At 57.4% G+C, this 24,802-nt stretch carries 28 protein-coding genes; all 28 read right to left on the bottom strand.

What is annotated here, in order from left to right:
* Positions 1–55: 55 nt before the first annotated feature.
* Positions 56–562 carry a hypothetical protein gene (locus F591_RS0100255; RefSeq protein WP_019532564.1) on the bottom strand — a complete coding sequence of 169 codons (507 nt, stop codon included), beginning with the start codon at positions 560–562 and terminating at the stop codon, positions 56–58.
* Positions 555–1,274, bottom strand: coding sequence for a hypothetical protein (locus F591_RS0100250; protein ID WP_156829405.1), 720 nt, complete (start codon positions 1,272–1,274; stop codon positions 555–557). Before F591_RS0100250 ends, F591_RS0100255 begins: the two co-directional genes overlap by 8 nt.
* A 205-nt stretch (positions 1,275–1,479) precedes the next feature.
* The gene (locus F591_RS0100245; RefSeq protein WP_019532562.1) at positions 1,480–1,809 is read right to left on the bottom strand and encodes a hypothetical protein; all 330 of its coding nucleotides are present in this window, start codon (positions 1,807–1,809) and stop codon (positions 1,480–1,482) included.
* Between the two features lie 40 nt (positions 1,810–1,849).
* On the bottom strand, positions 1,850–3,259 hold the full coding sequence (locus F591_RS0100240) for a flagellar assembly protein A (protein ID WP_019532561.1): 1,410 nt from the start codon (positions 3,257–3,259) through the stop codon (positions 1,850–1,852).
* Between the two features lie 26 nt (positions 3,260–3,285).
* Positions 3,286–4,068, bottom strand: a complete 783-nt coding sequence (locus F591_RS0100235) for a FliA/WhiG family RNA polymerase sigma factor (RefSeq protein WP_019532560.1) — start codon at positions 4,066–4,068, stop codon at positions 3,286–3,288.
* Between the two features lie 18 nt (positions 4,069–4,086).
* Entirely contained in the window at positions 4,087–4,515 is a 429-nt protein-coding gene (locus F591_RS0100230) for a hypothetical protein (RefSeq protein ID WP_019532559.1), read from the bottom strand.
* A gap of 3 nt (positions 4,516–4,518) precedes the next feature.
* Positions 4,519–5,013, bottom strand: a complete 495-nt coding sequence (locus tag F591_RS0100225) for a chemotaxis protein CheD (protein WP_019532558.1) — start codon at positions 5,011–5,013, stop codon at positions 4,519–4,521.
* Positions 5,010–5,630 (bottom strand): chemotaxis protein CheC, encoded by a 621-nt coding sequence (locus tag F591_RS0100220; RefSeq protein ID WP_019532557.1) that lies wholly within the window; start codon positions 5,628–5,630, stop codon positions 5,010–5,012. Before F591_RS0100220 ends, F591_RS0100225 begins: the two co-directional genes overlap by 4 nt.
* Positions 5,631–5,636: 6 nt before the next feature.
* Positions 5,637–6,098 (bottom strand): chemotaxis protein CheW, encoded by a 462-nt coding sequence (locus F591_RS0100215; protein WP_019532556.1) that lies wholly within the window; start codon positions 6,096–6,098, stop codon positions 5,637–5,639.
* 173 nt (positions 6,099–6,271) lie between these two features.
* Positions 6,272–8,341 carry a chemotaxis protein CheA gene (locus tag F591_RS0100210; protein ID WP_019532555.1) on the bottom strand — a complete coding sequence of 690 codons (2,070 nt, stop codon included), beginning with the start codon at positions 8,339–8,341 and terminating at the stop codon, positions 6,272–6,274.
* A 73-nt stretch (positions 8,342–8,414) separates the two neighbouring features.
* Positions 8,415–9,500, bottom strand: coding sequence for a protein-glutamate methylesterase/protein-glutamine glutaminase (locus tag F591_RS0100205; RefSeq protein ID WP_019532554.1), 1,086 nt, complete (start codon positions 9,498–9,500; stop codon positions 8,415–8,417).
* 75 nt (positions 9,501–9,575) lie between these two features.
* A complete protein-coding gene (locus tag F591_RS0100200; RefSeq protein ID WP_019532553.1) occupies positions 9,576–10,457 on the bottom strand; it encodes a MinD/ParA family protein in 882 nt (293 codons plus the stop codon).
* Positions 10,450–11,775, bottom strand: coding sequence for a flagellar biosynthesis GTPase FlhF (flhF, locus tag F591_RS0100195; protein WP_019532552.1), 1,326 nt, complete (start codon positions 11,773–11,775; stop codon positions 10,450–10,452). The genes F591_RS0100200 and flhF overlap by 8 nt, the downstream gene beginning before the upstream one ends.
* Positions 11,772–13,805 (bottom strand): flagellar biosynthesis protein FlhA, encoded by a 2,034-nt coding sequence (gene flhA, locus F591_RS0100190; RefSeq protein ID WP_019532551.1) that lies wholly within the window; start codon positions 13,803–13,805, stop codon positions 11,772–11,774. The genes flhF and flhA overlap by 4 nt, the downstream gene beginning before the upstream one ends.
* A gap of 78 nt (positions 13,806–13,883) precedes the next feature.
* A complete protein-coding gene (gene flhB, locus F591_RS0100185; RefSeq protein ID WP_019532550.1) occupies positions 13,884–14,966 on the bottom strand; it encodes a flagellar biosynthesis protein FlhB in 1,083 nt (360 codons plus the stop codon).
* A 14-nt stretch (positions 14,967–14,980) separates the two neighbouring features.
* The gene (fliR, locus tag F591_RS0100180) at positions 14,981–15,760 is read right to left on the bottom strand and encodes a flagellar biosynthetic protein FliR (protein WP_026326267.1); all 780 of its coding nucleotides are present in this window, start codon (positions 15,758–15,760) and stop codon (positions 14,981–14,983) included.
* Between the two features lie 172 nt (positions 15,761–15,932).
* The gene (fliQ, locus tag F591_RS0100175; RefSeq protein ID WP_019532548.1) at positions 15,933–16,202 is read right to left on the bottom strand and encodes a flagellar biosynthesis protein FliQ; all 270 of its coding nucleotides are present in this window, start codon (positions 16,200–16,202) and stop codon (positions 15,933–15,935) included.
* Between the two features lie 32 nt (positions 16,203–16,234).
* Positions 16,235–16,993: a flagellar type III secretion system pore protein FliP gene (fliP, locus tag F591_RS0100170; RefSeq protein WP_019532547.1), complete on the bottom strand. Its 759-nt coding sequence runs from the start codon at positions 16,991–16,993 to the stop codon at positions 16,235–16,237.
* The gene (locus F591_RS0100165; RefSeq protein ID WP_051109064.1) at positions 16,990–17,646 is read right to left on the bottom strand and encodes a flagellar biosynthetic protein FliO; all 657 of its coding nucleotides are present in this window, start codon (positions 17,644–17,646) and stop codon (positions 16,990–16,992) included. The genes fliP and F591_RS0100165 overlap by 4 nt, the downstream gene beginning before the upstream one ends.
* Positions 17,647–17,696: 50 nt before the next feature.
* A complete protein-coding gene (locus F591_RS0100160; RefSeq protein ID WP_019532545.1) occupies positions 17,697–18,059 on the bottom strand; it encodes a response regulator in 363 nt (120 codons plus the stop codon).
* 59 nt (positions 18,060–18,118) lie between these two features.
* Complete coding sequence (gene fliY / locus F591_RS0100155; protein ID WP_019532544.1) at positions 18,119–19,387, bottom strand: flagellar motor switch phosphatase FliY; 1,269 nt, start codon at positions 19,385–19,387, stop codon at positions 18,119–18,121.
* Positions 19,377–20,375, bottom strand: a complete 999-nt coding sequence (gene fliM, locus F591_RS0100150; RefSeq protein ID WP_019532543.1) for a flagellar motor switch protein FliM — start codon at positions 20,373–20,375, stop codon at positions 19,377–19,379. The genes fliY and fliM overlap by 11 nt, the downstream gene beginning before the upstream one ends.
* A gap of 40 nt (positions 20,376–20,415) precedes the next feature.
* Entirely contained in the window at positions 20,416–20,892 is a 477-nt protein-coding gene (locus tag F591_RS0100145) for a flagellar basal body-associated FliL family protein (RefSeq protein ID WP_026326265.1), read from the bottom strand.
* Position 20,893: 1 nt separating this feature from the next.
* Positions 20,894–21,115 (bottom strand): flagellar FlbD family protein, encoded by a 222-nt coding sequence (locus tag F591_RS0100140; RefSeq protein WP_019532541.1) that lies wholly within the window; start codon positions 21,113–21,115, stop codon positions 20,894–20,896.
* A gap of 65 nt (positions 21,116–21,180) precedes the next feature.
* Positions 21,181–22,014, bottom strand: coding sequence for a flagellar hook-basal body complex protein (locus F591_RS0100135; protein ID WP_019532540.1), 834 nt, complete (start codon positions 22,012–22,014; stop codon positions 21,181–21,183).
* 131 nt (positions 22,015–22,145) lie between these two features.
* Positions 22,146–22,532, bottom strand: coding sequence for a TIGR02530 family flagellar biosynthesis protein (locus tag F591_RS0100130; protein WP_019532539.1), 387 nt, complete (start codon positions 22,530–22,532; stop codon positions 22,146–22,148).
* On the bottom strand, positions 22,529–23,179 hold the full coding sequence (locus tag F591_RS27040; protein ID WP_019532538.1) for a flagellar hook capping FlgD N-terminal domain-containing protein: 651 nt from the start codon (positions 23,177–23,179) through the stop codon (positions 22,529–22,531). Before F591_RS27040 ends, F591_RS0100130 begins: the two co-directional genes overlap by 4 nt.
* 35 nt (positions 23,180–23,214) lie before the next feature.
* On the bottom strand, positions 23,215–24,798 hold the full coding sequence (locus F591_RS29330; protein WP_019532537.1) for a flagellar hook-length control protein FliK: 1,584 nt from the start codon (positions 24,796–24,798) through the stop codon (positions 23,215–23,217).
* Positions 24,799–24,802 lie beyond the last annotated feature (4 nt).

Raw genomic sequence — 24,802 nt, 5'->3', positions numbered from 1 at the left:
AATTGCCGCTTCATTCGGCAAAAAAAACAGATCCGGCAATCGCGCGGATCTGTCGTTATCGTCCCGTCAGCTCAGCGATGATCTGGTCAAGCTCCATCGACTCTTTGAACGCATGAGCTCCGGGTACCATTTTATTGTGCAGCCGCTTGGCGTACATCTTGTCTTCAAAGTCTTTGCGCTCGGCAATCAGGCCGCTCTTCACGAGCATTTCCCCCACTTGCCAAACCTCCTGCCCCTTGGCGACATAAATAATGGTGTCCGGCCGGGCCGCGGCCTGCGCCGCCAGCTCGGCGGCATGCCTGTCTTTTTCCTCCTGCAGCCGCTGGGCAAGCAGCTCGTCCACCTGCTGCTGGGTGTACACGGTCTCGCCCTTCTCAAACAACTGGTAATATTGGGCGGCCGTCTCTTTCAGCTGCTTCATATCGAGCTCCTCCGGCTGCGGCGCTTGCTCCGCCGGCGGCAGTCCGCCGGAATGGCCGGCCGCGTTCATCAGCTGCAGCAATAGCGCGCCTAGAATGACTCCGAAGCCGAGGCCGGATAACAGCGACCGGTTCCTAAGCATGCGCCTCATCCTCCCGCTTTGCCAGCTGAATAATTAGGCTCACTTCGCCTTTGTTCATTCCCAGCTTCCTGGCGATCGCATCGACCGATTTGCCTTGGTCGTGCAGGAAGAACAGCTCGCTGTACCGCCGTCTTAAACTGCCGAAGTCGGAAGCGCTCTCGGGATCGGCCTTAGGTTCGGCAGGGGCTTCCGCAGCCGGGCCGGGGTCCTGCGCATCCGCAGCGCGCAAGTTGCGCGCGGCAGGCTGCGGCTGTCCGTGCAAGGGTGCCGCCTGCGCCGCTTCCGCCGATTTCGCCGGTTCAGCCGCTGCCGCCGGTTCCCCTGCTTCGGCAGCCGGCTGCTTGGACGCTTCCCGCATTTGTTCAGCCGCAGCGACAGCCGGCTGCCCTGAAGCGGACGACGACGCGCGTTCCACCGCCAGAGACAGCTCGCCGAGCCGTTCCTTGTCCCGAAGCCGCTGCCGTTCGGACTCTTCGAGCCGGGAAGCCAACTCGCGGATGCGCTCCTGATGCTCCTTTCGCATCTCCGATACCATCTGCGCGATTTCCCGGTGCTGCTCCTCAAGCTCGGCGGCAAGCACATCCATCGCCTCCGCCATTTCGCTTGCGGCCGTCTCCTGCTGCCGCTTGCCGGCCACTGTCCTGGGCAATAGAGAAGCATAAACGATCAGCACAAGTCCGATCAGCACAACGTACATCCAAGGTTGATCCAATATCAATCACCTATCTTGAAAATTTGGCGGTATACGCCGACAAAATTTCAACACCGCAAGTGACGACCGATGACGCAAGATAGCGTTCGTCATAGGCGTCTATCTTGAAAATTTGAAGTCGATCTGCCTGAAATTTTTCAGGCGCCGAAGGTGAACGACCGATGACGAAGCCTTCGCTCGTCACAAGCGTTTTTCTTTTTCTACATTATAATAGCAAGTCGATATGGCGCCCCTTGTACGGATGTCCGTCCGCCCCCGAAGAGCCGGGCTCTTCTCCCCTGCCGCCGGAACGCCGTCCCCCGGAACGCCCGCCTGAGTCTCGCTGGCCTGGCTGTCCCTCGTCATCGTAAATGTTGGCGAATTTGGACGCTTCCGTCGCCGCGGCGGTTCTCCGTTCCTTCTCCATCTCCCGGCCTGCCTCTCCGGCCAGCACCGCCTGATCGTGCACCGGCTTATGCATCAGCTGGTTCTGCTTGAGCCCCGCTTCGTCATTTTTATGAATGGCGAATTGCAGCTCGACCGGCTTCATATTCATCCGACGATTCCTCCCCTGCTGGACGCTGCCGCTCCTCCGTTTACCCGAGCGGCAGTACGGCCACGTCGCCGTCCATCAGCTGGTATTTGACGCGGGTGGCGGTATCCTTGACGAACTTCGTGTAACGACCGATAACGATTTTCGTGCCTCCGTATATGGTCGCGACGACTTCCACCTTGGCTTTCTCCGAATCCTCCAGCGACTTTTCGATTTCCAGAATTCGCTCCTTCACAGCCAACAACTCTTCCGCCGTCTGGCGCTTGGAATGATTCAGCTTGATGCGCATGGCGACCTTCTCCGGCGTCAGCTGGCCAGCCGCCGCCATCTGGTCAAGCAGCTGCAGCGCTTTCTCCGCTTTGTCCTTCGTTTCGTTCAGTCCTTTCAGCTGCTGCCGCAGCTGCTGCAGCTCGTTGCGCAGCTCAGGGAGAACACCGACCTCGATCGACGTCATCGTCGACATCGAGTTGCCGATTGTGCGTGCGACGACACGTTCGCCCGCCTGGATCGTTCCGCCGACGATCAAGCCTTTGGTTCCCTGGCAAACGACGCTGTGGCCTGCCCGGATATGCGAGTGCATGATGCTTTGGGTGACGAGCACATCTGCTCCCGCTTCCACAACCGCATCCTGGATAAATGAGCATTTGACTGATTGGCCGGCGCGGATCATGCCCTTGTTTCCGCCTAAAATGCCGGCGCTAATCTCGATTGATCCCCCCGCTTCCAAATCCGCGCCGTCGACGCTTCCGGTGACGCGGATATCTCCTTCGGCTTTGATCCGAAAGCCAGTCAGCACGCTGCCCCGAACGACCACATTGCCGACGAAATTGATATTGCCGATATTGTAGTCGACGTCGCCGTTCACTTCGAATACCGGGAATACATTGATTTTATCGCGGTCCGTCTTCGTCATCATGCCGTCGATCGCCGCATACAAGCCCGTTTGCTGCGGATCGGTGACGACGTTCTTGCCCAGCTTGAAGCGGGCTTCCTTGCCGTCCCTGGCGGGAAGCTCCTCCCCTGTGACCGCCTGGCCGGGAATGCCCGGCGTCGGCGGTATCCGCTCAGCGATGAGCTGTCCTTTGCGCACGTTATGTATCGCCGTAATTTCCTTGTAATTGACGGTACCGTCGTCCAGTTCTACCGGTCTGCGCGCCCGATCGTCCAGGTTGAACAAATAGCGGATATATCCGTCCTTCCCGTCCTGCGGCGGTCTGCCGCTGGCGATCAGCGTACTGCTGCCGAAGTAAGCCTTCGGCTCCGCTGCGATGGAATACAGAACGCCTTCATCCAATCCGTATACGATGTGATGCGACTCGATAAATTCATCCAGCTGCTCTTTGGTCACCTTGAAGGAAGGCTCGCAGTTGGTGAAGCGCAAGTATGCGCTCGTTTTGTCGTCGGATAGTGAGATATCCAAATAATAGCTTAACGGCATCGTTTGATCGCTCATGCTTCACGCCCCATCTCTTTCGTTCGTCAGTCGTTAAACAATTGGTTTTTGTACCGGTTTAACGAGCCGCGTAAACGCAAAATCGCTTTGGAGTGCAGCTGCGAAATTCTCGATGGCGATAGCTTCATGACCTCGGCGATTTCACTCAAGGACAGCTCCTCAAAGTAAAATAGCGATATAACCGTCCGTTCTTTCTCCGTCAGCTTCTCGATCGATTTGGCCAGCATTTCCTTCAAATAAAATTCATTGACCTTCGACTCGGGATTCGTGGCCTTCTCGTCGACGAGCAGGGACAACCGCGTCTCGGACTCCTCTTCCCGGATCGGATCGTCGATCGAGCATACGCTGGTCAAAGCGACCTCCTGCAGCATATGCCGGAACTCGTCTTCTGTCACGTTCAAATAGGCGCTGATTTCTGCATCGGTTACAGAGCGCAAATGCTGCTGCTCAAGCTTCTGATAAGCCTCCTCGATCTTCTTCGTCTTCTCCCGGACCGATCTCGGCACCCAGTCTCCTTGGCGAAGCCCGTCAATGATGGCGCCGCGGATGCGCCACGACGCATAGGTCTCGAACTGCAATCCCCGTTCGTAATCGAATTTTTCGATCGCATCGATCAATCCCATAATTCCGAAGCTGGTCAAGTCGTCCTTCGCCACATTTTTGGGCAATCCGGCCGACATCCGGCCCGAAACGTAATCGACCAGCGGCAAATAAAATTCGATCAGCGCCTGCTTTGCCTCCAGCTGCCTTTGTTCCCTCCACCTTTTCCATACATCCATATGAGGCAGTTGGACTTTTTTTTGAATCATGACCGGTTCTCACCACCTTTATTCTTGGGACATGCGGCGCACCGCCTGAGCCATTTCGTCCGCCTGCAGCTGCGTCCTGGTCGTCAGCTTCGGCGGGTCGAGCGGGGTGAAGGTCGCGTCTCCCTCCGCGGCGGAAGGAGCCGCCTGGTCTTTCAGCAGGCGGTGCAGATCTTCTTCGTCGTCCGGCGTCACCATATCCAGCGCCTGACCTTTGGCAGGCTCCTCGCCGGCAGCCGGCGCCGGCGATTCCGCATCCTGAAGACCGACCAGACCTCCGAATGTGCCCAGTATCCACCGGAACAAAAACACAACGACAAACAATGTGGCAAAGCTGTAGCAGCTGCGAAGCAGCGTCGTAAGCCAAATATTGCTGCCCATCGACAGCGCAAACGTCAGGACGAAGCCGACGGCGCCGACGATCAAATTCCATCGTATCGTACCGATCATGACCTACAACTCCTTGATTCCCTTCTGTACGCTCCGGATGAAGAGCACCCCGGTTTCGCAGTCCAATTCGATCGTTCTTCCGTAATTGCCGCCCGTATCTTCCGCTTTCAGCGGAATGGCGTACCGCTTCAGAAGCTCCTTGCACGATTCGACGTTGCGGGGACCGATCCGCATCGTATCCGAGCTGCCGCCGAAGGCGAACATCTGCGCCCCTCCCGCGAGCTTTGCTTCCATTCGCTCCGTTCGGGCGCCCAAATCCTCCATCCGCCGGATCATCTCGGGAATGGCGGTATCCGCATATTTGGCTACGTTCAGCGTCCCTTCCCGGGCGATGCTCGAGCTTGGCAGCATGACGTGGGCCATGCCGGCCACTTTCGCCGCGGCATCGTACAGCGTGACGCCGACGCAGGAGCCGAGCCCCGTCGTTTTCAATACGCCTATGCGGCTGGTGACATTCAAGTCGGCCATTCCAACTTTTATATATTGATCTTGAATCATAGGGAGTGCACTCCCAGCGCCGCAAAAATTTTGCCGAACGATTCCGGATCGGGGATCAGGAAGAAATGCCCCTTCACTTCATCGCTGCCTTCCCAAAACTGGGTATCGATCAAAAGCGCATGATCCCCCATCTGCCCGAACTGGATCAGGCCGTAGCTCAATATCGCACCGGCCATGTCGATCGCCAGCGCCGGAACGGTAGGATACATCGATAGCTTGGTAAAATCGGCCAGCGAGGACAAATACGAGCCCGCGAGAATGTTGCCGATCTCATGCAGCGCCGACAATTCCATCTCCGAAAAGTCGTCCCCTTGTCCGGCCGCAAGCGAAGCCAGGTTATGCAGCAGCCTCTTGGCCGAATCCACCGTAATGATAAAGAACAAATTGCCCGGAGTCTCCCCTTCGACGCGCAGGAAGATGGCTACGACGACCTGCTCCGCGCCGCCGACGCTATCGGCAATTTCCTCGAAAGGGACAATTCGCACTTTAGGCACAAGCATATCGATCGGCTTGTCCAGCAGCTGGGACAGCGCGGTCGCCGCATGTCCCGCCCCGATATTGCCGACTTCCCGAAGAACGTCCAACTGAAGCTCGCCGAATGCGTTGAGCGAAGTCATCCGGCGTCATTCCCCTATCTGCTCGAGCTGGATAATTTCGTTTTTGTTCAGCACTTCCGACAGATTAAGCATCACGAGCAGACGATCGTCTCCGGTCTTGGCGATGCCGCGCAAATATTTCGCCTTGATGCCGCCGACGACCTCCGGCGGCTCCTCGATGTGATCCTCGTCTACGTCAATGACGTCGTTGGCGGAATCCACGATCAACCCGACCTCCAGGTCGCCCACCGCTACGATGATGATGCGGGTATTGTCCGTATATTCCGTCTCCTCGAGACCGAAGCGGCCCCGCAGATCGATAACCGGCGTGACAACGCCCCGCAAATTGATGACGCCCTTGATGAATGCGGGCGTTTTGGGCACGCGCGTCATCGGCTGCATCCGTTCGATCGTTTTCACTTTTTCCACTTCGACGCCGTATTCTTCAGCGCCCAGCGCAAAGACGATTACTTTCAGCTCTTGTCCCACAAGCTTAGCCCCCTAGCATTGGATTTGACGCCTGAGACGAACGAATCTTCGCCATCGGTCGTCACCTGCGGTACTGAAATTCACCGACAGACTTCGTCGAATGTAAGGATCGCAGGGATGGGCACTGGCAATGCCGCCCCTGCGAAAATCGCAGATGTCTGCGACAAGATCTATCATTTGATCAAGGCGCTCGGATCGACGATCAGCGCGACCTGCCCGTCGCCGAGTATGGTTGCTCCGGATATCGCGAACGTCTGGGTCAGATATTTGCCGAGCGATTTGAGCACGATCTCCTGCTGGCCGATGAACTCGTCGACGGCAAGAGCGGCCAGCTTCTCCCCTTTGCGGACGATGACGAGTTGAACTTCGCCGCTGAGCGAATCCGCAGTCCCCGGCGCATCGAACATTTCCGCGAGCGGCACGTACGGAATGACGCCTTGCCGGTAATCGACCATGCGGCTTTTGTGAACTTGACGAATCTGCTCCTTGCGGATCGTCATCGTCTCCACGATGGATGACAGCGGAATCGCGTATTTCTCGTCGCCCAGACGGATCAGCATGGCGGCGATAATCGATAGCGACAGCGGAAGCTGGACGGAAAATTTGGAGCCGGAGCCAAGCTTCGATTCCACCTGCAGGCTTCCGCCCAAGCTTTCGATCTTTGTCTTGACGACATCCAGGCCGACACCCCGGCCGGAAATGTCCGACAGCTTCTCGGCAGTGCTGAAGCCCGAGGCGAAGAGCAGCAGGTAGACATCGTTATCCGACATTTTGTCCGCCTGCTCGGGACTGACGATTCCGTTTTGCATCGCCTTCTTGAGAACCGCCTCGCGATTGATGCCGCGGCCGTCGTCCTCAACCTCGATGAATACATGGTTGCCGCTATGGTAAGCGCGCAAGTGAATCGTTCCCGTTTCCGGCTTGCCGAGCTTGATCCGGTCTTTGGTCGGCTCGAGCCCGTGGTCGACCGCGTTGCGCAGCAGATGGACGAGCGGATCGCCGATCTCGTCGATCACCGTCCGGTCCAGCTCCGTATCGGCGCCGGTAATGATTAGATCGACCTTCTTCTCCAGCGTCTTGGCGACGTCGCGGACCATGCGCGGAAACCGGTTGAACACCGTATCGATCGGCACCATGCGGAGCTTGAGCACAATATTTTGCAGATCGCTGCTGACCCTGGCCATATGCTCGACGGTCTCGATCAAATCGCTGCGGCGAATTTCGCCGGCCAGCTGCTCCAGACGGACGCGGTCGATCAGCAGCTCGCTGAACAGATTCATCAGCGTATCCAGCCGGTCGATATCCACCCGAATCGTGCGCGTCGCGACCGGAGCGCCTCCGGAGCCGCCCGGTTTGCGGGCTTCCGCAGGCTTGCTCCCGGCCGGCGGCTTGGCTTCCTGCGCCTTGGTCGCTGCGGCCGGAGCGGCCGCGGCGGCAATCTCGTCCTTGGCGGATGCCAGCGGCTGCATCAAGCTTTGCAGCAGAGGCAGGTCGAGCACCTGAACATCGACGCGTTCAATCTCGGAGATCGCCCCGATCTGCCCGCTGAGCTGCTCTTTGTCTATATGGGAAATATAATAGACGGTGAACGAGTTCTCGAAGCGCTCCTGCTCGATCTCCTCCACGGACGGCACGGCCTGGATCACTTCTCCATTCGCCTCGAGCGTCTGGAAGACCATATATGCCCGCGCCGCTTTCAGCACGCAATCTTCGCGCACATGCACCTGCAGCCGCAGCACCGGCACGCCGGCTTCGATGGACTGCTGCAAAATCGAGAACTGGAACTCGTCCAGCTCCGCCCGTCCGCCTGCCCCGGAGGCGCCGGCAGCGCCGGCAGCTGAGCCGCCCCCGCTTTTTAAATAATCTCCGGATACGATCGATTTCAGCGATGCGACGATATCGGCGACGTCAGCCTTGCCGGCGCCTCCCTGAATAATGTCGTCCACCATCGATTCCAGCGCATCCAGGCTTTTGAAAATGCAATCGAAAATAAATTCGTCCATCTTCAGCTGGTGATTGCGCACCAGGTCCAGCACGTTCTCCATTTCGTGGGTCAAGGACGCGAGGTCCTCGAAGCCCATCGTAGCGGACATTCCTTTGAGCGTATGCGCGGAACGAAAAATGTTGTTGACGATGGAGACATCCTCGGGACTCGCTTCGAGGCTGAGCACATTATCGTTCATCGCCTGCAAATGCTCCCTCGATTCGTCGATGAACATCGAGAGATACTGATTCATGTCCATTGCCTAACCACCCTCTCTTGTCGAACGCGTTATGTATCGTTGCCGACAGTTGCCTACATGAGTGTGCTGCCGCCTACAACCGCATGCCGACCGCCTGCATCAGCTTGCCGGCGATGCCGTGCAGCGGCACGATGTCGGTGACGCAGTCCAGATTGACGGCCGCCCTCGGCATGCCGTACACGACGCAGGTCTCCTCCGATTCGGCGATGGTCGTGACCGCCCCCGCCTTGCGGAGCGCCTGCATGCCCTTGGCGCCGTCGGAGCCCATGCCGGTCATGAGCACGATATGGCGCTTCAATTCCTTGAGCGGCAAAAGCGATTCGAACAGCACGTCAACCGACGGGCGATGTCCTCCGCGCGGTTCCTCTCGGGACAGGTGAACCTTGTACCCGTTCGAGCCATGACGGGCGATGGACATATGGAACCCTCCCGGAGCCAAATAAGCCCTGCCGCTCTCGAGCACGTCTCCTTCCGCTGCCTCCGTTACCCGCAGCGGCGAGATCGAATCGAGCCGTTCGGCCAGCGATTTCGTAAAATTCGGCGGCATATGCTGAACGATCACGACAGGCCCCGGAAAGTCGGAAGGCATCGCGGAGAGCACCTGGTGCAGCGCCCGCGGCCCGCCGGTCGAGGTGCCGATCGCCGCGATATGACTGAACACCGTGCTGTGCGAGCCCTGCTTGCGCGGCGAAGCCGCCGGTCTCTCATCCGCTCTGCGGCCCAATGCCGGCAGCGGGCGTCCCGGAGGAGGGCCGAGCTTCGCCTTGACGGCGGCGTGCAGCTTCTCGATCAGAAGCGATTTCACCTTGTGCAAATCGAGCGAAATCGACCCTGACGGTTTGCCGACAAAATCGAAGGCTCCCCATTCCAGCGCCCGGATCGTCTCGGCAGCCCCTTCCTGCGTCAAGCTGCTGAGCATGATGACCGGCGTCGGCCTTTCGCGCATAATCGCCCGCAGCGCCTCCAGTCCGTTCATCTCCGGCATCTCGACATCCATCGTCACGACGTGCGGCTGCAGCTCTTTGACCAGCTCGACCGCTTCCCGGCCGTTTCTCGCCGTTCCCGCGACCCGGAACTCCGGCTCGGAGGCGATCAAATCGGATATGATTTTGCGCATAAAGACGGAATCGTCCACCACCAACACGTCATACTGCACCATAGGGGTTCACTCCTTCTGTCCTCGCTGAACAGCCTGGGCGCCTGCCTGTCTGTGAGGCACAAGCTCGAGCAGGCGCTACGGCCTGAACAGCCTCATCATCTTGTTAAGAAATCCCTTGACGGCGCCTTCTCCCGACTCGTCCGGAGGCTGCCCGGCGATGAAATCGCTGGCCAGCCGCTCGATCGAACGGGCCGCCTCGCAGTGCGGGTAAGCAACGGTAAACGGAACTTGCTGCTTGACCGCCTTCGAGACGTGAGGGTCATCGGCGACATAGCCGAGCACCGGGATGTCGAGCTGCAAAAATTTTTTGGCAACCATGCGGATTTTGTCCGCCGTATGACGTCCCTCCGCGATGTCGGCCGTCCGATTAACGACTAATCTGAAGCGGACATCGCTCTGCATCGCATGGACCATCTTGACAATCGCATAGGCATCTGTAATGGAGGTGGGCTCCGGCGTCGTTACGACAATCGTTTCCTGGGCCGCGACGATAAATTTCAATGTTTCCTTGGACAGGCCCGCTCCGGTATCGAAAATGATAAAATCGACTTTGCCGCTAAGCTCATTCACCTGCTCCGCAAATTCGTCGAGCTGCTCCTCCGTGAGGCGAATCAGGTCGTTGAAGCCGGAGCCTCCGGCGATAAACAGCAAGCCTTCATGGCCTGTCTGCACGATATCCCAGATCGTCTTCTCCCTTTTCAACAGATGATACAGGCTGAGCTGGGAGCTCACGCCCATGAGCACGTCGATGTTGGCAAGGCCGATGTCGGCGTCGAACACCAGCGTCTTAAAGCCTTTTCGCTGCAGAGCGAGCGCGAAGTTCAGCGTAAAATTCGATTTGCCGACGCCGCCCTTGCCGCTCGTTACCGTCAAGATGCGCGTGCCCCTGCCCGCAGCTTGCCCCTGCGCCTGCGCGCGCCGGACGAGATTTCGCAAGCCTTGCGCCTGATCATGCATAGCTCCGCTCCCCCAAAATAGCGTCGATGATTCGCTGGCTGTCGGCCTCCGCGATATCGTCGGGGACGCTTTGGCCGTTCGTCAAATAAGACAGCTGCAAAGGGAACTCCTCGAGCAAATTGAGGATGGAACCGTATGATTCGGTTTCATCCATCTTGGTAAACAGCACCTTATCCAGCTTGTACTGGCTGAAATTGCGGGCGATCGCCCGCATATCCGAATACTTGGTGGTCAAGCTCAGGACGAGATACGTCTCGCTTGCCCCCCGGTCTCGCAGCAGCGCGTTCGTCTCCGATACGTGCATCTCGTTGCGGAAATTGCGCCCGGCCGTATCCATCAAAATAATATCGCGGTCCTTCAGCGCTTCGAACGCCTTGTTCAAATCGAGCGGCGAGACGACGACCTCCAGCGGCACATTCAGGATGGAAGCGTATGTCCTCAGCTGCTCGACGGCCGCGACCCGGTACGTGTCGGCGGTGATCAAGCCGACCTTGCGGCGGTGCTTCAGCACCTGCTCGGCAGCGAGCTTGGCGATCGTCGTCGTCTTGCCGACACCGGTCGGCCCGACGAATTGGGCGATTCTCGTCTCTGCCGACAGCGACTTGCTTCCGGGCACGATCTCCGCCAGCTGTGAGCGAAGCGAACGGGCAGCCAGCTCGTCGGATATCGCCTCGCCCGCCTCCTCCGCATCCTGCCTTACCCGGGCCAGCAGCCGTTCCGCCAGCTCGGGAGCGATCTCCTGAGCGAGCAGACGCTGCCGCCACGCCGTCAAAACCGGCTCTTCCGGCTCGGACACGGCAGCCGAGCGGGAGATCCTGCTCATCATTTCCTTCATTTGCTTGATCTCTTCCAGCAGCACGTTCTCCGCCGCCGGGGCGGGCTCGGTCCAAGATTCCCGCGGACGGACGGCGGCGCCGTTGGCAGCGGGAGCCAGAGCGTCAGAAGCAGCAACAGAGCGGACCGTTCCCCGCTCTACCGCCTCCTCCTGGGCCGCCGCAGCCTGCGTTGCCGATCCGCGGCCGGCGCCTACATCTGCCCGCTGCACGGCGGCGCCTGCGGCGTAAGCGCCGGCAACGGACAGCGGCGGCGAAGCGGCTTCCGCCGCGCGGGGCGCCGGCATGGCGGCCGGACGCGCAGGCGCCGCGGAGGAGGTGTCCGTCGCCGCAATCACTTCGATTTTCTTTTTGGAGAACATCCCCAAAAAGCCGCCCATGCGAATCTGCTTCGTGTTGAGGATAACGGCATCCTTGCCCAGATCGGTTCTGATTTTGTGCATGGCATCGGGCATGGAGTCGACAACGTAACGTTTTACTCTCATATATTGACAACTCCCACGCTCTGAATTTCAACATTCGGCTCCAGTTCGCTGTACGACAGAACTGGAATCTCCTGCATCGTCCGCTCCAGCAGCTGGCGCAAATACATGCGGATGGTAGGCGACGTCAGCACGACCGGCTGCTGCCCGGATTGGATCAGCTTGCTCGCCTGCTCGGTCAGCCGTTGAAAGATCATCTGGGTGGACGAAGGATCAAGCGATACGTACGAGCCTTGATCCGACTGCTGAATCGATTCGGCGATCTTCTTCTCAAGCTGCGGCCCGACCGTAATGACGCGCAGCGGCTCGCTGCCGGGGACGAACTGCTGGGTAATTTGCCGCGAGAGAGCTTGCCGGACATATTCCGTCAATATATCCGTGTCCTTGGAGTACGTCCCGTAGTCCGCCAGCGTCTCCAAAATCGTCACCATATCGCGCACCGAAATTTTCTCGCGCAGCAGCTTGACCAGCACCTTCTGCACATCGCCGATCGACAGCACGTTCGGAATCAGCTCGTCCACCAACGCCGGGTAGCTTTCTCTGACGTTGTCGATCAAAGCCTTCGTCTCCTGGCGTCCGAGCAGCTCGTGGGCGTGCTTCTTGATCACCTCGGTCAAATGCGTCGCCACGACGGACGGCGGATCGACGACCGTATAGCCGGACAGCTCGGCCCGTTCCTTGGTCGCCTCGTCGATCCACAGCGCCGGCAGTCCGAAGGCCGGCTCTGTCGTATCGATGCCTGTCACCGCCTCGTCGTCGAAGCCGGGGCTCATCGCAAGATAATGATTGAGCAGAAGTTCCCCGCGGGCTACCGTATTTCCTTTGATCTTGATGACATATTCGTTCGGCTTCAATTGAATATTGTCGCGAATGCGGATGACGGGAACGACGATGCCGAGTTCCAGCGCGCACTGCCGACGGATCAGAATGATCCGATCCAGCAGATCGCCTCCCTGCTGGGTGTCCGCAAGCGGGATAAGTCCGTAGCCGAATTCGAATTCGATCGGATCGACCTGCAGCAGGCTGATGACACTCTCCGGGCTTCGCACTTCTTCGATCTGCTGTTCCTCCTCCATTTGCACTTCAGCTTCCTGCTTGCGGTTGTGGATCTGCTGCATCCGGTAGGCCGCAAAGGCAAGCAGAGCGGCCAGCGGAAGCGTCGTCGTAAGATGGATCGGCGTAAAAATGCCGATGGCGGTAATTGTACCTGCGACGATATAGAGCAGCTTCGGGTAGTTGAGCAGCTGGCCGGTCAGATCATGCGCCAGGTTGCCGTCGGAAGCGGCCCGCGTCACGATGATGCCGGCGGCTGTCGAGATCAGCAGGGCCGGAATTTGGCTGACCAGCCCGTCGCCGATCGTCAATATCGAATACACCTCGGCCGCTTCGCCGATCGACTTCCCTTTCATGGCCATGCCGATGATCAACCCGCCGACGATGTTGATGATCAGCATGATGATTCCGGCGATCGCGTCGCCTTTGACGAATTTGCTGGCGCCGTCCATCGCGCCATAGAAATCGGCCTCGCGGGCGATCATTTCGCGCCGCTCCTTGGCCTGGTGCTCGTTGATCAGCCCGGCGTTCAGGTCGGCATCGATGCTCATCTGCTTGCCCGGCATCGCATCCAACGTGAAGCGCGCCGCAACCTCAGCCACGCGCTCGGAGCCTTTCGTGATGACGATGAACTGCACGAGCACCAGAATGAGGAAGACGACGAAGCCTACGACGATATTGCCGCCGGCCACAAACTCGCCGAACGTCCGGACGACTTCTCCCGCATCGGCATGCGTCAAAATGTTCCTGGTCGTCGATACGTTCAGCGCCAGCCGAAACAGCGTCGTGATCAGCAGCAGAGACGGGAAAATGGAAAATTCCAGGGCATTCTGCGTATTCATGCTGACCAGAATGATCAGGAGCGCCAATGAAATGTTGACAATCAGCAGGACATCCAAAAGCCATATCGGCATAGGCAAGACCATCATCAAGACAATACCGATGACGCCGATCAATACGACCAAGTCTTTGGATCTCATTGGCGGGTGCCTCTCCTTCCTTCATCGCGGATAATACGTTCCTGCAAATTCAGCGGCGTTCACACGCGCCATTCGCATCTAATTCGCTTTTCCTTTCACCTTGTACACATATGCCAATACCTCGGCGACGGCCTGGAACATGTCCGCAGGTATCGTCTCCCCGATGTCCACCTGCGCGTACAGCGCCCGTGCCAACGGTTTGTTTTCCATTGTAAGGATGCCGTGCTCCTTGGCTTTTTCCTTGATTTTGAAAGCGACGTAATCCGCTCCCTTGGCGACGACCGTCGGCGCCTCCATCTTGCCGGCATCGTATTTCAAAGCGACCGCAAAGTGCGTCGGGTTCGTAATGACCACGTCCGCCTTGGGCACCTCCTGCATCATCCGCTGCAAGGCCATCCTTCGCTGCCGCTCGCGGATTTTGCTTTTAATCAGCGGGTCGCCCTCCGTTTTTTTGTATTCATCCTTGATATCCTGCTTGGACATCCGGATGCTTTTCTCGTATTCGTATTTCTGATACATGTAATCGAAAGCGGCCAGCACGATCAGCACGATGCCGATCTTGATGCCCAGGTTCAGCGTCAAGGACGCGGTAAAGCTTAGCGTCTCTTCGAGCGGAAGCCCGGACAGCTGCATGATGTGCTCTTTTGCGCCCCACAGGGTCGTATACACCACATAACCGATAATGAGCATTTTCAGCACGGATTTCAGAAAATCGACGACAGCCCGCAGGGAAAAAATACGCTTGGCCCCTTCGATCGGATTCAGCTTATTCCACTTCATCATCAGCGGTTCGCTGGTCAGCAGAAAGCCGATCTGCAAATAGTTGCCCAGAATGGCCACGATCAAGGCGACCAAAAAAATCGGACCGACGATCAGCAATATTTTAAATGCAAGTTCCTGAAACAGAACATTGATGTTACCGCTTGTGACATCGGCGGTCAAATAGTCGTAAAAAACGAGCCGCAGCACGGACATCAACTGATCGCCCATGAATCCGCCGAACATCGACAGCGACAAGAAGGAGAACAGCAGGATACAAGCCGCGGGCAAATCCATGCTTTTGGCGACCTGGCCCTTTTTCCTTGTCTCCTGCCGTTTTTTCGGCGTGGCGCGTTCCGTTTTCTCTTGTGCGAACAGCTGCAAATCAAGCCGCAAGCGCATAACGCCACTCCCGATCAATTGGCAAAAAGGCCGAAAAATTGTTCCATCGTCTCAAACATCTCGTTGAACAGGTTTCTGAACAGCGACTCGAATCCGGGAAAGATGAACAGCAGGACGGCAAAGCCGAGCAATATTTTCAAAGGCAGCCCAATGACGAAAATATTGAACTGCGGCGCGACCCTGGCCAAGAGCCCCAAGCCCAGATCGGTCAAAAACAGCGAGATCACGATCGGGGCGGCCATCTGAAAGGCGAGCGCGAACACTTCGCCGAACGACTTGATGAAAAATTCGGACAGCTGCCCTCCATACATGAGGGCGAACAGCTCGTTCGTCAGCGGAATCCACTCATAGCTGTCGATAATGCCTCGAAGCAGCATGTGATGCCCGTTAAACGCAAAAAACAGCAGCAATGCGATCACATATTTGAAATTGCCCAGCACCGGGCTTTGCGCGCCCGTCAAAGGATCGATCACATTGGCGATGCCGAATCCGAGCTGGATGTCGATGAACGCTCCGGCGATTTGCACCACAGTAAAGAACAGGTAGGCTACGAACCCGAGCGCAATGCCGACAAGCACTTCTCGAATCACATAAGGAAAATACTGCTCGTCGATCGTTACCGGCGTCGCCGCGCCATAAGCGAAATACGCAATGAAGGCGGTAAAGCAAGCCAGGCCGATCTTGAACGGCGCCGGCACGTTATGCGCGGAAAACACCGGCGAAACGACCAAGAACGATGTGATCCGGCAAAAATAGAGCATAAGTCCGGGTAAATGCTGCGTAAGCCACTCCATGTCCGCACTACCTATCTTGAAAATTTGGCGGTATACGCCGACAAAATTTCAACACCGAAGGTGACCGGCCGATGACGACAGGAATCGCTCGTCATAGGCGTCTATCTCGAAAATTTGGCGGCAATCTGCACGCTCCATTTTGCAGTACCGCAGGTGACGCCGCTGACGGCGTCTATCCGATGTAATTGTACAAATTGCCGAGCAGATTATAAGTAAAATCGACCAGCGTATTCAAAATCCATGGGCCGAAAATCAATACTGCCAGCAGCACGACGATAATTTTCGGAACGAAGGCAAGCGTCTGCTCCTGAATTTGCGTCGTCGCCTGAAAAATACTGACGAGCAAGCCGACGGCCAGAGCCAGCACCATCATCGGCGCGCTTGCTTTGAGCGTCGTGTAGACCGCTTCCCCGGCCAATCTGATGATGAATTCGGAGCTCAAGTTCATTACCTCCCGACGGGCCTCAAGGTAGGCTAAGCGTTATAGCTTAGCAGCAGCGATCGAACGACCAAATACCAACCGTCCACCAGAATAAACAGCAATATTTTGAAGGGCAGCGAAATCATCACCGGCGGAAGCATCATCATCCCCATCGCCATCAAGGTGCTGGCGACGATCATGTCGATGACAAGAAAAGGAATAAAGATCATGAATCCCATCTGAAATGCCGTCTTCAGCTCGCTGATGGCAAAGGCGGGCACGAGCGCCGTCAGCGGAATATCCGTCACCCCGCTCGGCGGAGCAGCCTGCGTATATTCCAAAAACAGCTGCAAATCCTTCTCCCGCGTATGGTGGAACATAAATTGCTTGATCGATGCCGACGCTCTCTCCAGCGCGTCGGTCTGGCTGATCTCTTCCCGCAAATAAGGCTGCAGCGCGTTCTGGTTAATGTCTCCCAGCGTTGGCGCCATGATGAAAAAAGTCAAAAACAAGGCGAGGCCGATCAGCACCTGGTTCGGCGGCATCTGCTGCGTGCCGAGCGAGGTTCTGACGAACCCGAGCACGATGACGATGCGCGTAAAGCTGGTCATCAGCACGAGAATGGCGGGCGACAAGCTTAGAATCGTCAGCAGCAGGATGATCGATACGGTCGTAGCGCCGCCTCCGCCCTCCGCTGTCCCGATGTCGATATTCACTCCCGGAATCGGGTCGGCTGCATAAGCGGTTCCGCCCGAGGCGCAGAGCAGGATGAGGATGGCCAAGCTGATCCAAATGCGTTGCTTTTCGTTCATGGCTTATCATTCAACCGATCTGTAAGTTGTTCGTCGTTCAACAGCTCTTCCACCCTTTGTTTGCGGCCTGTGACCTGCTGCAGCTTGCTGTGGAACACCTGCTGAAAGGATGGCGGCAGCTCGATCTCTTCCCCGTCTGTCGGCTTCTTCCGCAGCTTGCTTAGCCATTCGCCGAGCCCGGAAGGAGCGGCAGGCGATGCCGTCAGCATGACGGCAAGCTGGGAAGCCTTGTCCGCATCGTCGATCTTGTCGATCAGCTGAATGTTCTCCCCGACGCCGACAATATACAGCGTGCCGCCGATCTCCACAACCTGAATCGATTTGTTCGTTCCGAGCGGCACGCCGCCGAGCGAACGAATCGTTCGGCCGAGCAAATAGCGATTATTTCGCGAAATGATCTTCATTATGATGAAGAACAAGCCGATAATGAATATGAGAAAAAAGATCACTTTAAGCAGCATCCAGATCGTATCTGCGGAGCTCGTGCCCGGAAACGGGAGTTCGGCGGCCGGGGGCTGCGCCCCCGCCCCCCCGGACGCGGCCTCGTCTCCGGCGGCTCCGATACAAACAGCAGCGGGCATCGCCGCTGTTTGTACGATGCCTGCGAATACGGCAGCACACAGTTTAGCGCTGAATTTGTTCAACACATACATTCCTTTCGCTCGGGGTCGCCCCTAACGCTTTAGCAGGCGGGCCGAAGGCGTCAGCCCATCGTTTTCTTGATCGCTTCGATGACGCGGTCAGCCTGGAACGGCTTGACGATAAAGTCTTTCGCCCCGGCCTGGATCGCATCGATAACCATCGCCTGCTGCCCCATCGCAGAACACATGATGACCTTGGCGTTCGGGTCGATCTTCTTGATTTCCTTGAGCGCCTGAATCCCGTCCATCTCCGGCATCGTAATGTCCATCGTCACCAGATCCGGACGAAGCTCCTTGTACTTCTCGATCGCCTGCGCGCCGTCGTTAGCTTCTCCGACAACCTCATAACCGTTTTTCGTCAAAATATCGCGGATCATCATTCTCATAAATGCTGCGTCGTCAACAATCAAAATGCGGTTTGCCATAGTTTATTCATTCCTCCTGGGCCTTGTCATATTGTTACTCGTGTACGCTCTGAGAGCGATCAATATTGCAGCTTCTGGATTCGGTCCCACTGATTGACGATGTCAGTGACGCGAACCCCGAAATTCTCGTCGATGACGACAACCTCTCCTTTGGCAATCAGCTTGTTGTTGACAAGAATGTCGACAGGCTCGCCGGCCAGCTTGTCGAGCTCAATGATCGAGCCCTGCGACAGCTCCAGAATCTCCCCTACCATTTTGTGCGTTCTTCCCAGCTCGACGGTCACCTTCAGCGGAATATCGAGCAGCAGATTCAGGTTCGTATCCTCGACAGGAGTCAGATGCGGCGCGTCGAAGCTGCCGAACTGGGCCGGCTGCACGTTCACGTTCCGCCCGGCGGCCGCGCCGTAAGCAGCTGGCTGATGCGGAGCCGGCTGAGCATAGGGCTGCTGTACCGGCGGCTGATACGGTATTTGCTGCTGCGGCTGCTCGGCATACGGCTGCGCTCCGCCCGGCGGCTGGACCGGATGGGGAGCGGGCGGACTTTGCTCCGCTGCCGGCGCCGAAGCTTGCGGAGCAGGCGGTGCGACCTGCGGCATGGAAGGCGCTGGAGCCTCTGCCGGCTGTTCGGCGCTTTCGCCGCCTCCCATCAAAGTGGACACCATCTCTTTCGCAAACGCGACCGGCAAGAGCTGCATAATCGTCGAATCGATCAAATCCCCAATCGTCAAGCGAAAAGAGACTTTGATGAATACATCTTCGGGCGGGATCGACGAAGCTCCCTCATCGGTTGCCAGGTTCAATATATCGATACCGGGCGGCGATATGTTGACAAAGCGGTTGAATATCGTCGACATCGAGGTTGCGGACGAACCCATCATCTGGTTCATCGCTTCCTGCACGGCGCTGATATGAATGTCCGTGAGCTCCTCCTCTGTAATGATGCCGCCGCCCCCCATCATCAAATCGGCGATCACCTGGGCATCGCGCGTCTTGATCACCAACAGATTGATGCCATGGAAGCCTTCGACATAGTTCACGTGCACCGCCACATGAGGCTTCGGAAACTCGTCCGCGAGCTGATCTCTCATGACAATCGACACTTTCGGCGTCGTGATGTCGACCTTCTTGCCGAGCAGCGTGGAGAGGGCCGTGGCGGCGCTGCCGAAGGTGATATTGCCGATCTCGCCAAGCGCATCCTGCTCCAGCGAGGACAAGTAATTCTCAATTACGGGGGCATCGCTGGAGGACTCCACCAGGCCGCCCTCTGACGATTGTCTCAACAAAGCGTCGATTTCTTCCTGAGACAAATAATCTTTGTTATTCGTCATTTTCTTCAACTCCTTCTTGGACAATCTCATTGATCTGAACCGCCACTTTTCCGCGAATCGTGCCAGGGCTTCCCAAATATTTGAGCTTCTCCCCGATTTTGATATGCAGCGGCTGCTCCACCGGTTTGTTCAAGCTGATGACATCCCCTACAGACAATTGCAAAAACTCGCGTACCGTAATCTGCGAATGTCCGAGTTCGGCAATCAGGGGAAGCTTCGCCTTGTGAAGCCTTGCCCTCAGAGCGTCCACTTCCTCGGGCGCCCGGCTCTTCTTCTGCGAGACGAACCAATGATGCACGGAAAGCCTGGGCATGATCGGTTCAATGACGACATGAGGAATACACAGGTTGATCATGCCGGTCGTATCGCCGATTTTGGTGCTGAGCGAGATCAGCGCAATCGTCTCGTTCGGAGATACGATCTGCATAAACTGCGGGTTCGTCTCCAGCGCCTCCAGCCTCGGATTCAGATCGGCGACCGTTTTCCAGGCTTCCTGAAGACTTTCGAAGGTTCGACTGAAGATGCGCTCCATCACATTCGTTTCAATCTCGGTCAGCGCATTGATTTTGGCCGGCGACGTCCCGGTTCCGCCAAGCAGACGGTCTACCATCGCAAAGGCAACATTGGGGTGAACCTCCAGCACCATCCGGCCTTCGAGTGGCTCCGCCTCGAAAATATTCAGAATCGTCATCTTCGGGATGGAGCGAATAAACTCGTCATAAGGCAGCTGCTCCACCTGCACGACGTTAATCTGCACGAACGTTCGCAATTGAGCGGAAAAGTAAGTGGTCAAATATCTTGCGAAGTTTTCGTGAATTCGGGTCAAGCTGCGAATATGATCCTTCGAAAAACGGACCGCCCTTTTAAAATCGTAAGCTCTGACCTTTTTTTGCGATTCTTCCTTTTTCAGTTCTTCCGCATCCATCTCGCCGGACGAGAGCGCCGCCAGCAGGGCATCGATCTCGTTTTGCGAAAGCACATCCACCATCATCGTCACCTCCTTGTTGCAACCGGCGCGGCATCCGCCGCTATTGAATCACGTGGTCTGTTATGTATACCTGCCGCAGTTTCCCTTCCTGGAGAAGCGGGTTCATTTTATTCATAAGGGCCGAGGTCAACGCATCGAAACCTTGGCTTCCGCTAACCTGCTCGGAAGTCATGTCGGCCAGCGTCTGGATAATGATCGCTTTCATCTTGAAGTCAAGCTTCTCGAATTCTTCCTTGGCCTTCTTGTTTTCCAATTCAAAAGCAAAGCTTACTCGAATGTATTTTTGTCCGCCAGCCAGATTGGTCATAATCTCTTTCAGCTCGACGGTATTCTCCTTGGCTTGCTCCGCCGGCACGGGCTTGCCCCATTGGCCCCCGTCCTCCGAGTTGTACGCCGTCGTCTGCGGGGCTTGCCTGCTGTTATCCATGGTTGTCCACAATACGAATGCGGCTGTCAGTATAAGCGTGATCGCAATCATAATGGCGACGACCATGAGAAATACTTTGTTCCTAAGCAATTTATGACCCCTCCGAATTCAGGCTCTTGATCACTCCGCCGGTCAATCCGATCTTTCGATAAAACTGCTGAGTCAAATGAAGCACATCGGCAACGGATTCCAGCACCATAAATTTTTTTCCGTTCACGAGCGTAATCATCGTATCAGGCGTTTCCTCCACCGTCTCGATCAACAGCGCGTTGATCGTAACGCCTCTGCCGTTCAGCCGGGTTAGCCCAATCATCGTTTATCCTCCAAGGCTTATCGGAGGGAGGGAAGGCCCTCCCTCGCTGAGTTCGCCATTAACGGTTAATTTTTCAGGTTGACGACTTCCTGAAGAATTTGGTCGGAAGTCGTAATAATCCGCGAGTTCGCTTGGAATCCGCGCTGAGCGACGATCATCTCGGTAAACTCGGCTGTCAGATCGACATTGGACATCTCCAGCTGGCCCGAAATGATAGCACCTGTACCGGTTGCGGGATTATTAGCGAGCGCTTCATCCAGCTCAATCTCCTCCGGGTTGGAGTTCGGCGTCGGCTTGTACAGATTGCCGCCGATTTTCATCAGGCCTTCCGGGTTCGGGACCTTCACGACCGCGATGAATGTGCCCGTCTGCACCGAGTTGCCTGCCGCATCCGTGACTATAATTTCGCCGGATTGGGAAATCGAGAACGACGTTACGGTATCGTTCAGCTCGTCGAGGTCGATGATCTCGTTATCGGTCGACATCACGAACATGCCGTCCGCCGTTACGAGCTGGTTCTCCGCATCCACGGTAAAATTGCCCGCTCTCGTCAAGTAAGGCTCTGCCTGATCCGGATTAGCCTTGATGGCGAAAAATCCGTCGCCGTCAATTCGCAAATCCGTCGCTCTGTAGGTGGTCATGGCGCTGCCGGGCGTATGTACCGTATCGATCGAGCCAATGGAGACGCCGAGACCGATCTGCTTCGCATTAATCCCGCCTTGGGTTTCTGCTGCCGGAGGCGTGACGCCGGATGATGTCTGGCTGAGGATGTCGCTGAACATGACGCGGCCTTGCTTGAACCCGATCGTATTGACGTTGGCAATGTTGTTGCCGATGACGTCCAGCTTCGTCTGGAAGCCTCTCATGCCGGACACGCCGGAATAAAGAGATCTTAGCATTGAGTGCTTGCCTCCCGTTTTATGATGTCACCATTCATTAAAAAAGGATCTTGTCGGCTGCTTCAGTCGATCCGCAAGCCGTCGGGCTTCCGCTTGGCGGGCCGGCCCTTCTCCCGGTCTATCATTTCGACTTATGAAATGACCAGGGCGCTATCAATCTGCGTAAACACATTGTCTTTCATCGAATCACCGTCAATGGCCGTCACGACGGTACGGCTTTGGATATTGACGATAAGCGCCATATCGCCCATCAGCATCAGCGAATCTCGGGCCCCTTTGGTGGCGGCCTTGTCGATCGCCGTGCTGATCTTGCTCAGCTGCTCCGGCTGAAAGTGAATGCCCCGCTGCTTCAGCCGCTCTTCCGCATGATGGCTGAAGCGAATGAGCTGACTTTGCAAGAGCTGCTCGAACGTGCCGCCCGTTCCCTGCGCGGGCTGCTTCGGAGGCTCCGGCCTTATGGCCGCCGTCCGTCCGATCCGATTAGGATACAAGCTGCCTACCGTAATGCGTTCGCTCATTGCGACGCCTCCGGATCAGACGTGCCCGCGCCGCTTCCGGCAGCCTCTCCCCCTGCCGGAACGCTGCTGGCTTCGCTATCGCCCGGAGCCGGATCGACCGATCCTGCTTCATGGTTCGATCCGCTTGCGCCGTTGTCAGGAACGGGATCGCCCGGCGCAGCATCAGAGTCCGGCTGCCCGGTACTGCCGCTCGGGTCCGGCGCCTGCTGCGCCGCCTCGGCGATGGACACGATATCCTCCAGCAGAGCCTGCAAGGAGCCGACATTGGCGTACTGCTTTCCATCCTTGAGCGAGATGGAATCGACAATACCGCTGTGCTTCTCCACATTCCCGTCGTCGTCACGCGTTTCCCAGACGATGCTTTTCCCGATCAGGTTCGAGGCGAAGCCTATCGACTGCCGGAGAAGCTTCATCTCGGAGGCGATGGTCGTCATCTGCTCGACCGAGGTAAACTGCGCCATCTGGGCGATAAACTCCCTGTCCTCCAGCGGCTGCGTCGGGTCCTGGTTGCTCAGCTGGGCGATCAAGATTTTAAGAAATTCGTCTTTGCCCAGATTGGCATTGCCGGTTTCTTGTTTCCCGGCTTTCCGGACGTTGATGCTCGAATAATAGGGCCATACATTTCCGGTGCTGATGGAATCAGCCATGATCTCACCCCGACTTGATGTAAGAAGTTGCGGAATCAGGCCATAAGGTCAATGGATCCCGCTTGAACGGACGGCCTGCGGCCCGGTTCCTGGCCGATGTCTTCCGCCCTTATTTCGTCAAGGGTAACGGCCTCGTTTCCGCTTGATTTGCGCTGCTTGCCCGGCTGCTGCGGCTGCTGTTGCCGTCCTTCCTGGAACAAGCCCGACTGAAGGCTGGAGCTTTGCGTCACATCCAGCTTTTCCACCTGAATGCCCTGGTTTTGCAGCGTCGTGCGCAGCTGCGCCAGCTGGCTCTCCAGCATCTCCTTGCCTGTCAGGCTGTCGGCTACAAATTGGGCGACCAACTGGCCGTTATGCATCGACAGCTTGACCTCCACTTGGCCCAGATGCTGCGGGTACAGCGAAATTTTCGCTTCCGTCACGCCGTCAGCGTTCGTCTTCAAAGAGAACGACTGAACGACGAAGCGGGCAAAGTCTTCCGTAAACGTCGGCGCCGGCATTCTCAGCACGGGCGTTTTGCCCGTCCATTGTCCGGACGACATTTGACGCAGCACCTCGTGAATCGGCACCGCTGCCGGTTCTCCCTGCTCTGCCTGTCCGCTATCCAGCGGCTGGAACAGCGGAGCCTCCTCCTGCGGGTCCGTTATCGCCGGCGGAACGAAGGCCGACCTTACTGCCAGCAGCTCCAGCTGACTTGCCGATGAAGCCGAAACCGGTTTGGCCAGCACGGCGACGAGCGGCTCCTTCGCGGCGCTGTCCGCCCGCTTCAAAGCTTGGGCCGGCTGGATCGGGCTCGTCTCGGCCGGTTGTGCCGCCTCGCTCGCTAGAGCCGCTTGATCGGCGAGGCGATTTGCAGCTCCCTGCGATGCCGACTCCATGATGCGCTGCATAGTGGTTTGCAGGGCGGCGGCCAAAGGTTTGGCGATATCGCCAGCTTGCTCGGACAGCACGGATGTGTTCGCCGCTGCTGCCTGCAGCCTGAGCTGCGCTTCCCGGATCAGCCGCTGCACGTCCCGAATATCGTTCACGGCGCGAGTCGCGCTGTCGGTGAGCAGGTTGTCGCTGCCGTTGTCGCCTGCTTCGACCGCTGCGATCGCGATCGGCATGAACAGCATCGGATCGAGCGGCTCGGTCAGTTCCTCTGCCGGATCGCCTGTTTCCTGCTCCTCCGCTTGCGGAAGATCGTCCTGAACCGCGATCGGGGCGATGCCGGCCGGATCAAGGTTGGGCTCCTCCAGCAGCTTGCCTAGCTCGGCCAGAAGCGACTGGACGTCGTCCTGCTTAAGCCACGATTCCGCCGTCTGCGGGTCCATCTGCTGCAGCTGCCCGAGCAGCGCCTCAAGCTGCTGACTGATCTGCGCGAACGCCAGCTCTGCCGCGTTCGGATCTGCTGTCTGCAGCAGGTCAAGCATCGGAAGCAGGGCGATGCCCGGCTGCGTGTCTTCGCCGGTTGCGGCTGCTTGACCGGCGCTGCCCATGCTCATGAAGCTGTACAGCGCTCCGGCAAACCCGCCGGCGGCGTTGCCTGCGCCTCCGACCGTCATCTGCTGAGTCTGGCCGCTCACGGTCCCTGTCGTCAGCAAGGCTGCTCCCGCTGCCGGTTGTGGTGCGATTTGCATATCG

Origin of the sequence: Paenibacillus ginsengihumi DSM 21568, assembly GCF_000380965.1 — a bacterium.
GTDB lineage: Bacteria > Bacillota > Bacilli > Paenibacillales > NBRC-103111 > Paenibacillus_G > Paenibacillus_G ginsengihumi.
The sequence above is the reverse complement of the archived record's forward strand: the minus strand, read 5'-3'. Positions and strand labels throughout refer to the sequence as shown.

Excerpts from the sequence above, each read along its gene's own strand:
- F591_RS29330 (WP_019532537.1), bottom strand. The coding sequence starts at position 24,798 with ATGCAAATCGCACCACAACCGGCAGCGGGAGCAGCCTTGCTGACGACA.
- flhA (WP_019532551.1), bottom strand. The coding sequence starts at position 13,805 with ATGAGATCCAAAGACTTGGTCGTATTGATCGGCGTCATCGGTATTGTC.
- F591_RS0100135 (WP_019532540.1), bottom strand. The coding sequence starts at position 22,014 with ATGCTAAGATCTCTTTATTCCGGCGTGTCCGGCATGAGAGGCTTCCAG.
- fliY (WP_019532544.1), bottom strand. The coding sequence starts at position 19,387 with ATGACGAATAACAAAGATTATTTGTCTCAGGAAGAAATCGACGCTTTG.
- F591_RS0100245 (WP_019532562.1), bottom strand. The coding sequence starts at position 1,809 with ATGAATATGAAGCCGGTCGAGCTGCAATTCGCCATTCATAAAAATGAC.
- F591_RS0100225 (WP_019532558.1), bottom strand. The coding sequence starts at position 5,013 with ATGATTCAAGATCAATATATAAAAGTTGGAATGGCCGACTTGAATGTC.
- F591_RS0100220 (WP_019532557.1), bottom strand. The coding sequence starts at position 5,630 with ATGACTTCGCTCAACGCATTCGGCGAGCTTCAGTTGGACGTTCTTCGG.
- F591_RS0100200 (WP_019532553.1), bottom strand. The coding sequence starts at position 10,457 with ATGCATGATCAGGCGCAAGGCTTGCGAAATCTCGTCCGGCGCGCGCAG.
- F591_RS0100235 (WP_019532560.1), bottom strand. The coding sequence starts at position 4,068 with ATGATTCAAAAAAAAGTCCAACTGCCTCATATGGATGTATGGAAAAGG.
- F591_RS0100230 (WP_019532559.1), bottom strand. The coding sequence starts at position 4,515 with ATGATCGGTACGATACGATGGAATTTGATCGTCGGCGCCGTCGGCTTC.
- fliP (WP_019532547.1), bottom strand. The coding sequence starts at position 16,993 with ATGAACGAAAAGCAACGCATTTGGATCAGCTTGGCCATCCTCATCCTG.
- F591_RS0100130 (WP_019532539.1), bottom strand. The coding sequence starts at position 22,532 with ATGAGCGAACGCATTACGGTAGGCAGCTTGTATCCTAATCGGATCGGA.
- flhB (WP_019532550.1), bottom strand. The coding sequence starts at position 14,966 with ATGCGCTTGCGGCTTGATTTGCAGCTGTTCGCACAAGAGAAAACGGAA.
- F591_RS0100255 (WP_019532564.1), bottom strand. The coding sequence starts at position 562 with ATGCTTAGGAACCGGTCGCTGTTATCCGGCCTCGGCTTCGGAGTCATT.
- flhF (WP_019532552.1), bottom strand. The coding sequence starts at position 11,775 with ATGAGAGTAAAACGTTACGTTGTCGACTCCATGCCCGATGCCATGCAC.
- F591_RS0100140 (WP_019532541.1), bottom strand. The coding sequence starts at position 21,115 with ATGATTGGGCTAACCCGGCTGAACGGCAGAGGCGTTACGATCAACGCG.
- fliR (WP_026326267.1), bottom strand. The coding sequence starts at position 15,760 with ATGGAGTGGCTTACGCAGCATTTACCCGGACTTATGCTCTATTTTTGC.
- fliM (WP_019532543.1), bottom strand. The coding sequence starts at position 20,375 with ATGGTGGATGTGCTTTCGCAAAACGAGATCGATGCCCTGCTGGCGGCG.
- F591_RS0100240 (WP_019532561.1), bottom strand. The coding sequence starts at position 3,259 with ATGAGCGATCAAACGATGCCGTTAAGCTATTATTTGGATATCTCACTA.
- F591_RS0100205 (WP_019532554.1), bottom strand. The coding sequence starts at position 9,500 with ATGGTGCAGTATGACGTGTTGGTGGTGGACGATTCCGTCTTTATGCGC.
- F591_RS0100210 (WP_019532555.1), bottom strand. The coding sequence starts at position 8,341 with ATGGACATGAATCAGTATCTCTCGATGTTCATCGACGAATCGAGGGAG.
- F591_RS0100165 (WP_051109064.1), bottom strand. The coding sequence starts at position 17,646 with ATGTATGTGTTGAACAAATTCAGCGCTAAACTGTGTGCTGCCGTATTC.
- F591_RS27040 (WP_019532538.1), bottom strand. The coding sequence starts at position 23,179 with ATGGCTGATTCCATCAGCACCGGAAATGTATGGCCCTATTATTCGAGC.
- F591_RS0100160 (WP_019532545.1), bottom strand. The coding sequence starts at position 18,059 with ATGGCAAACCGCATTTTGATTGTTGACGACGCAGCATTTATGAGAATG.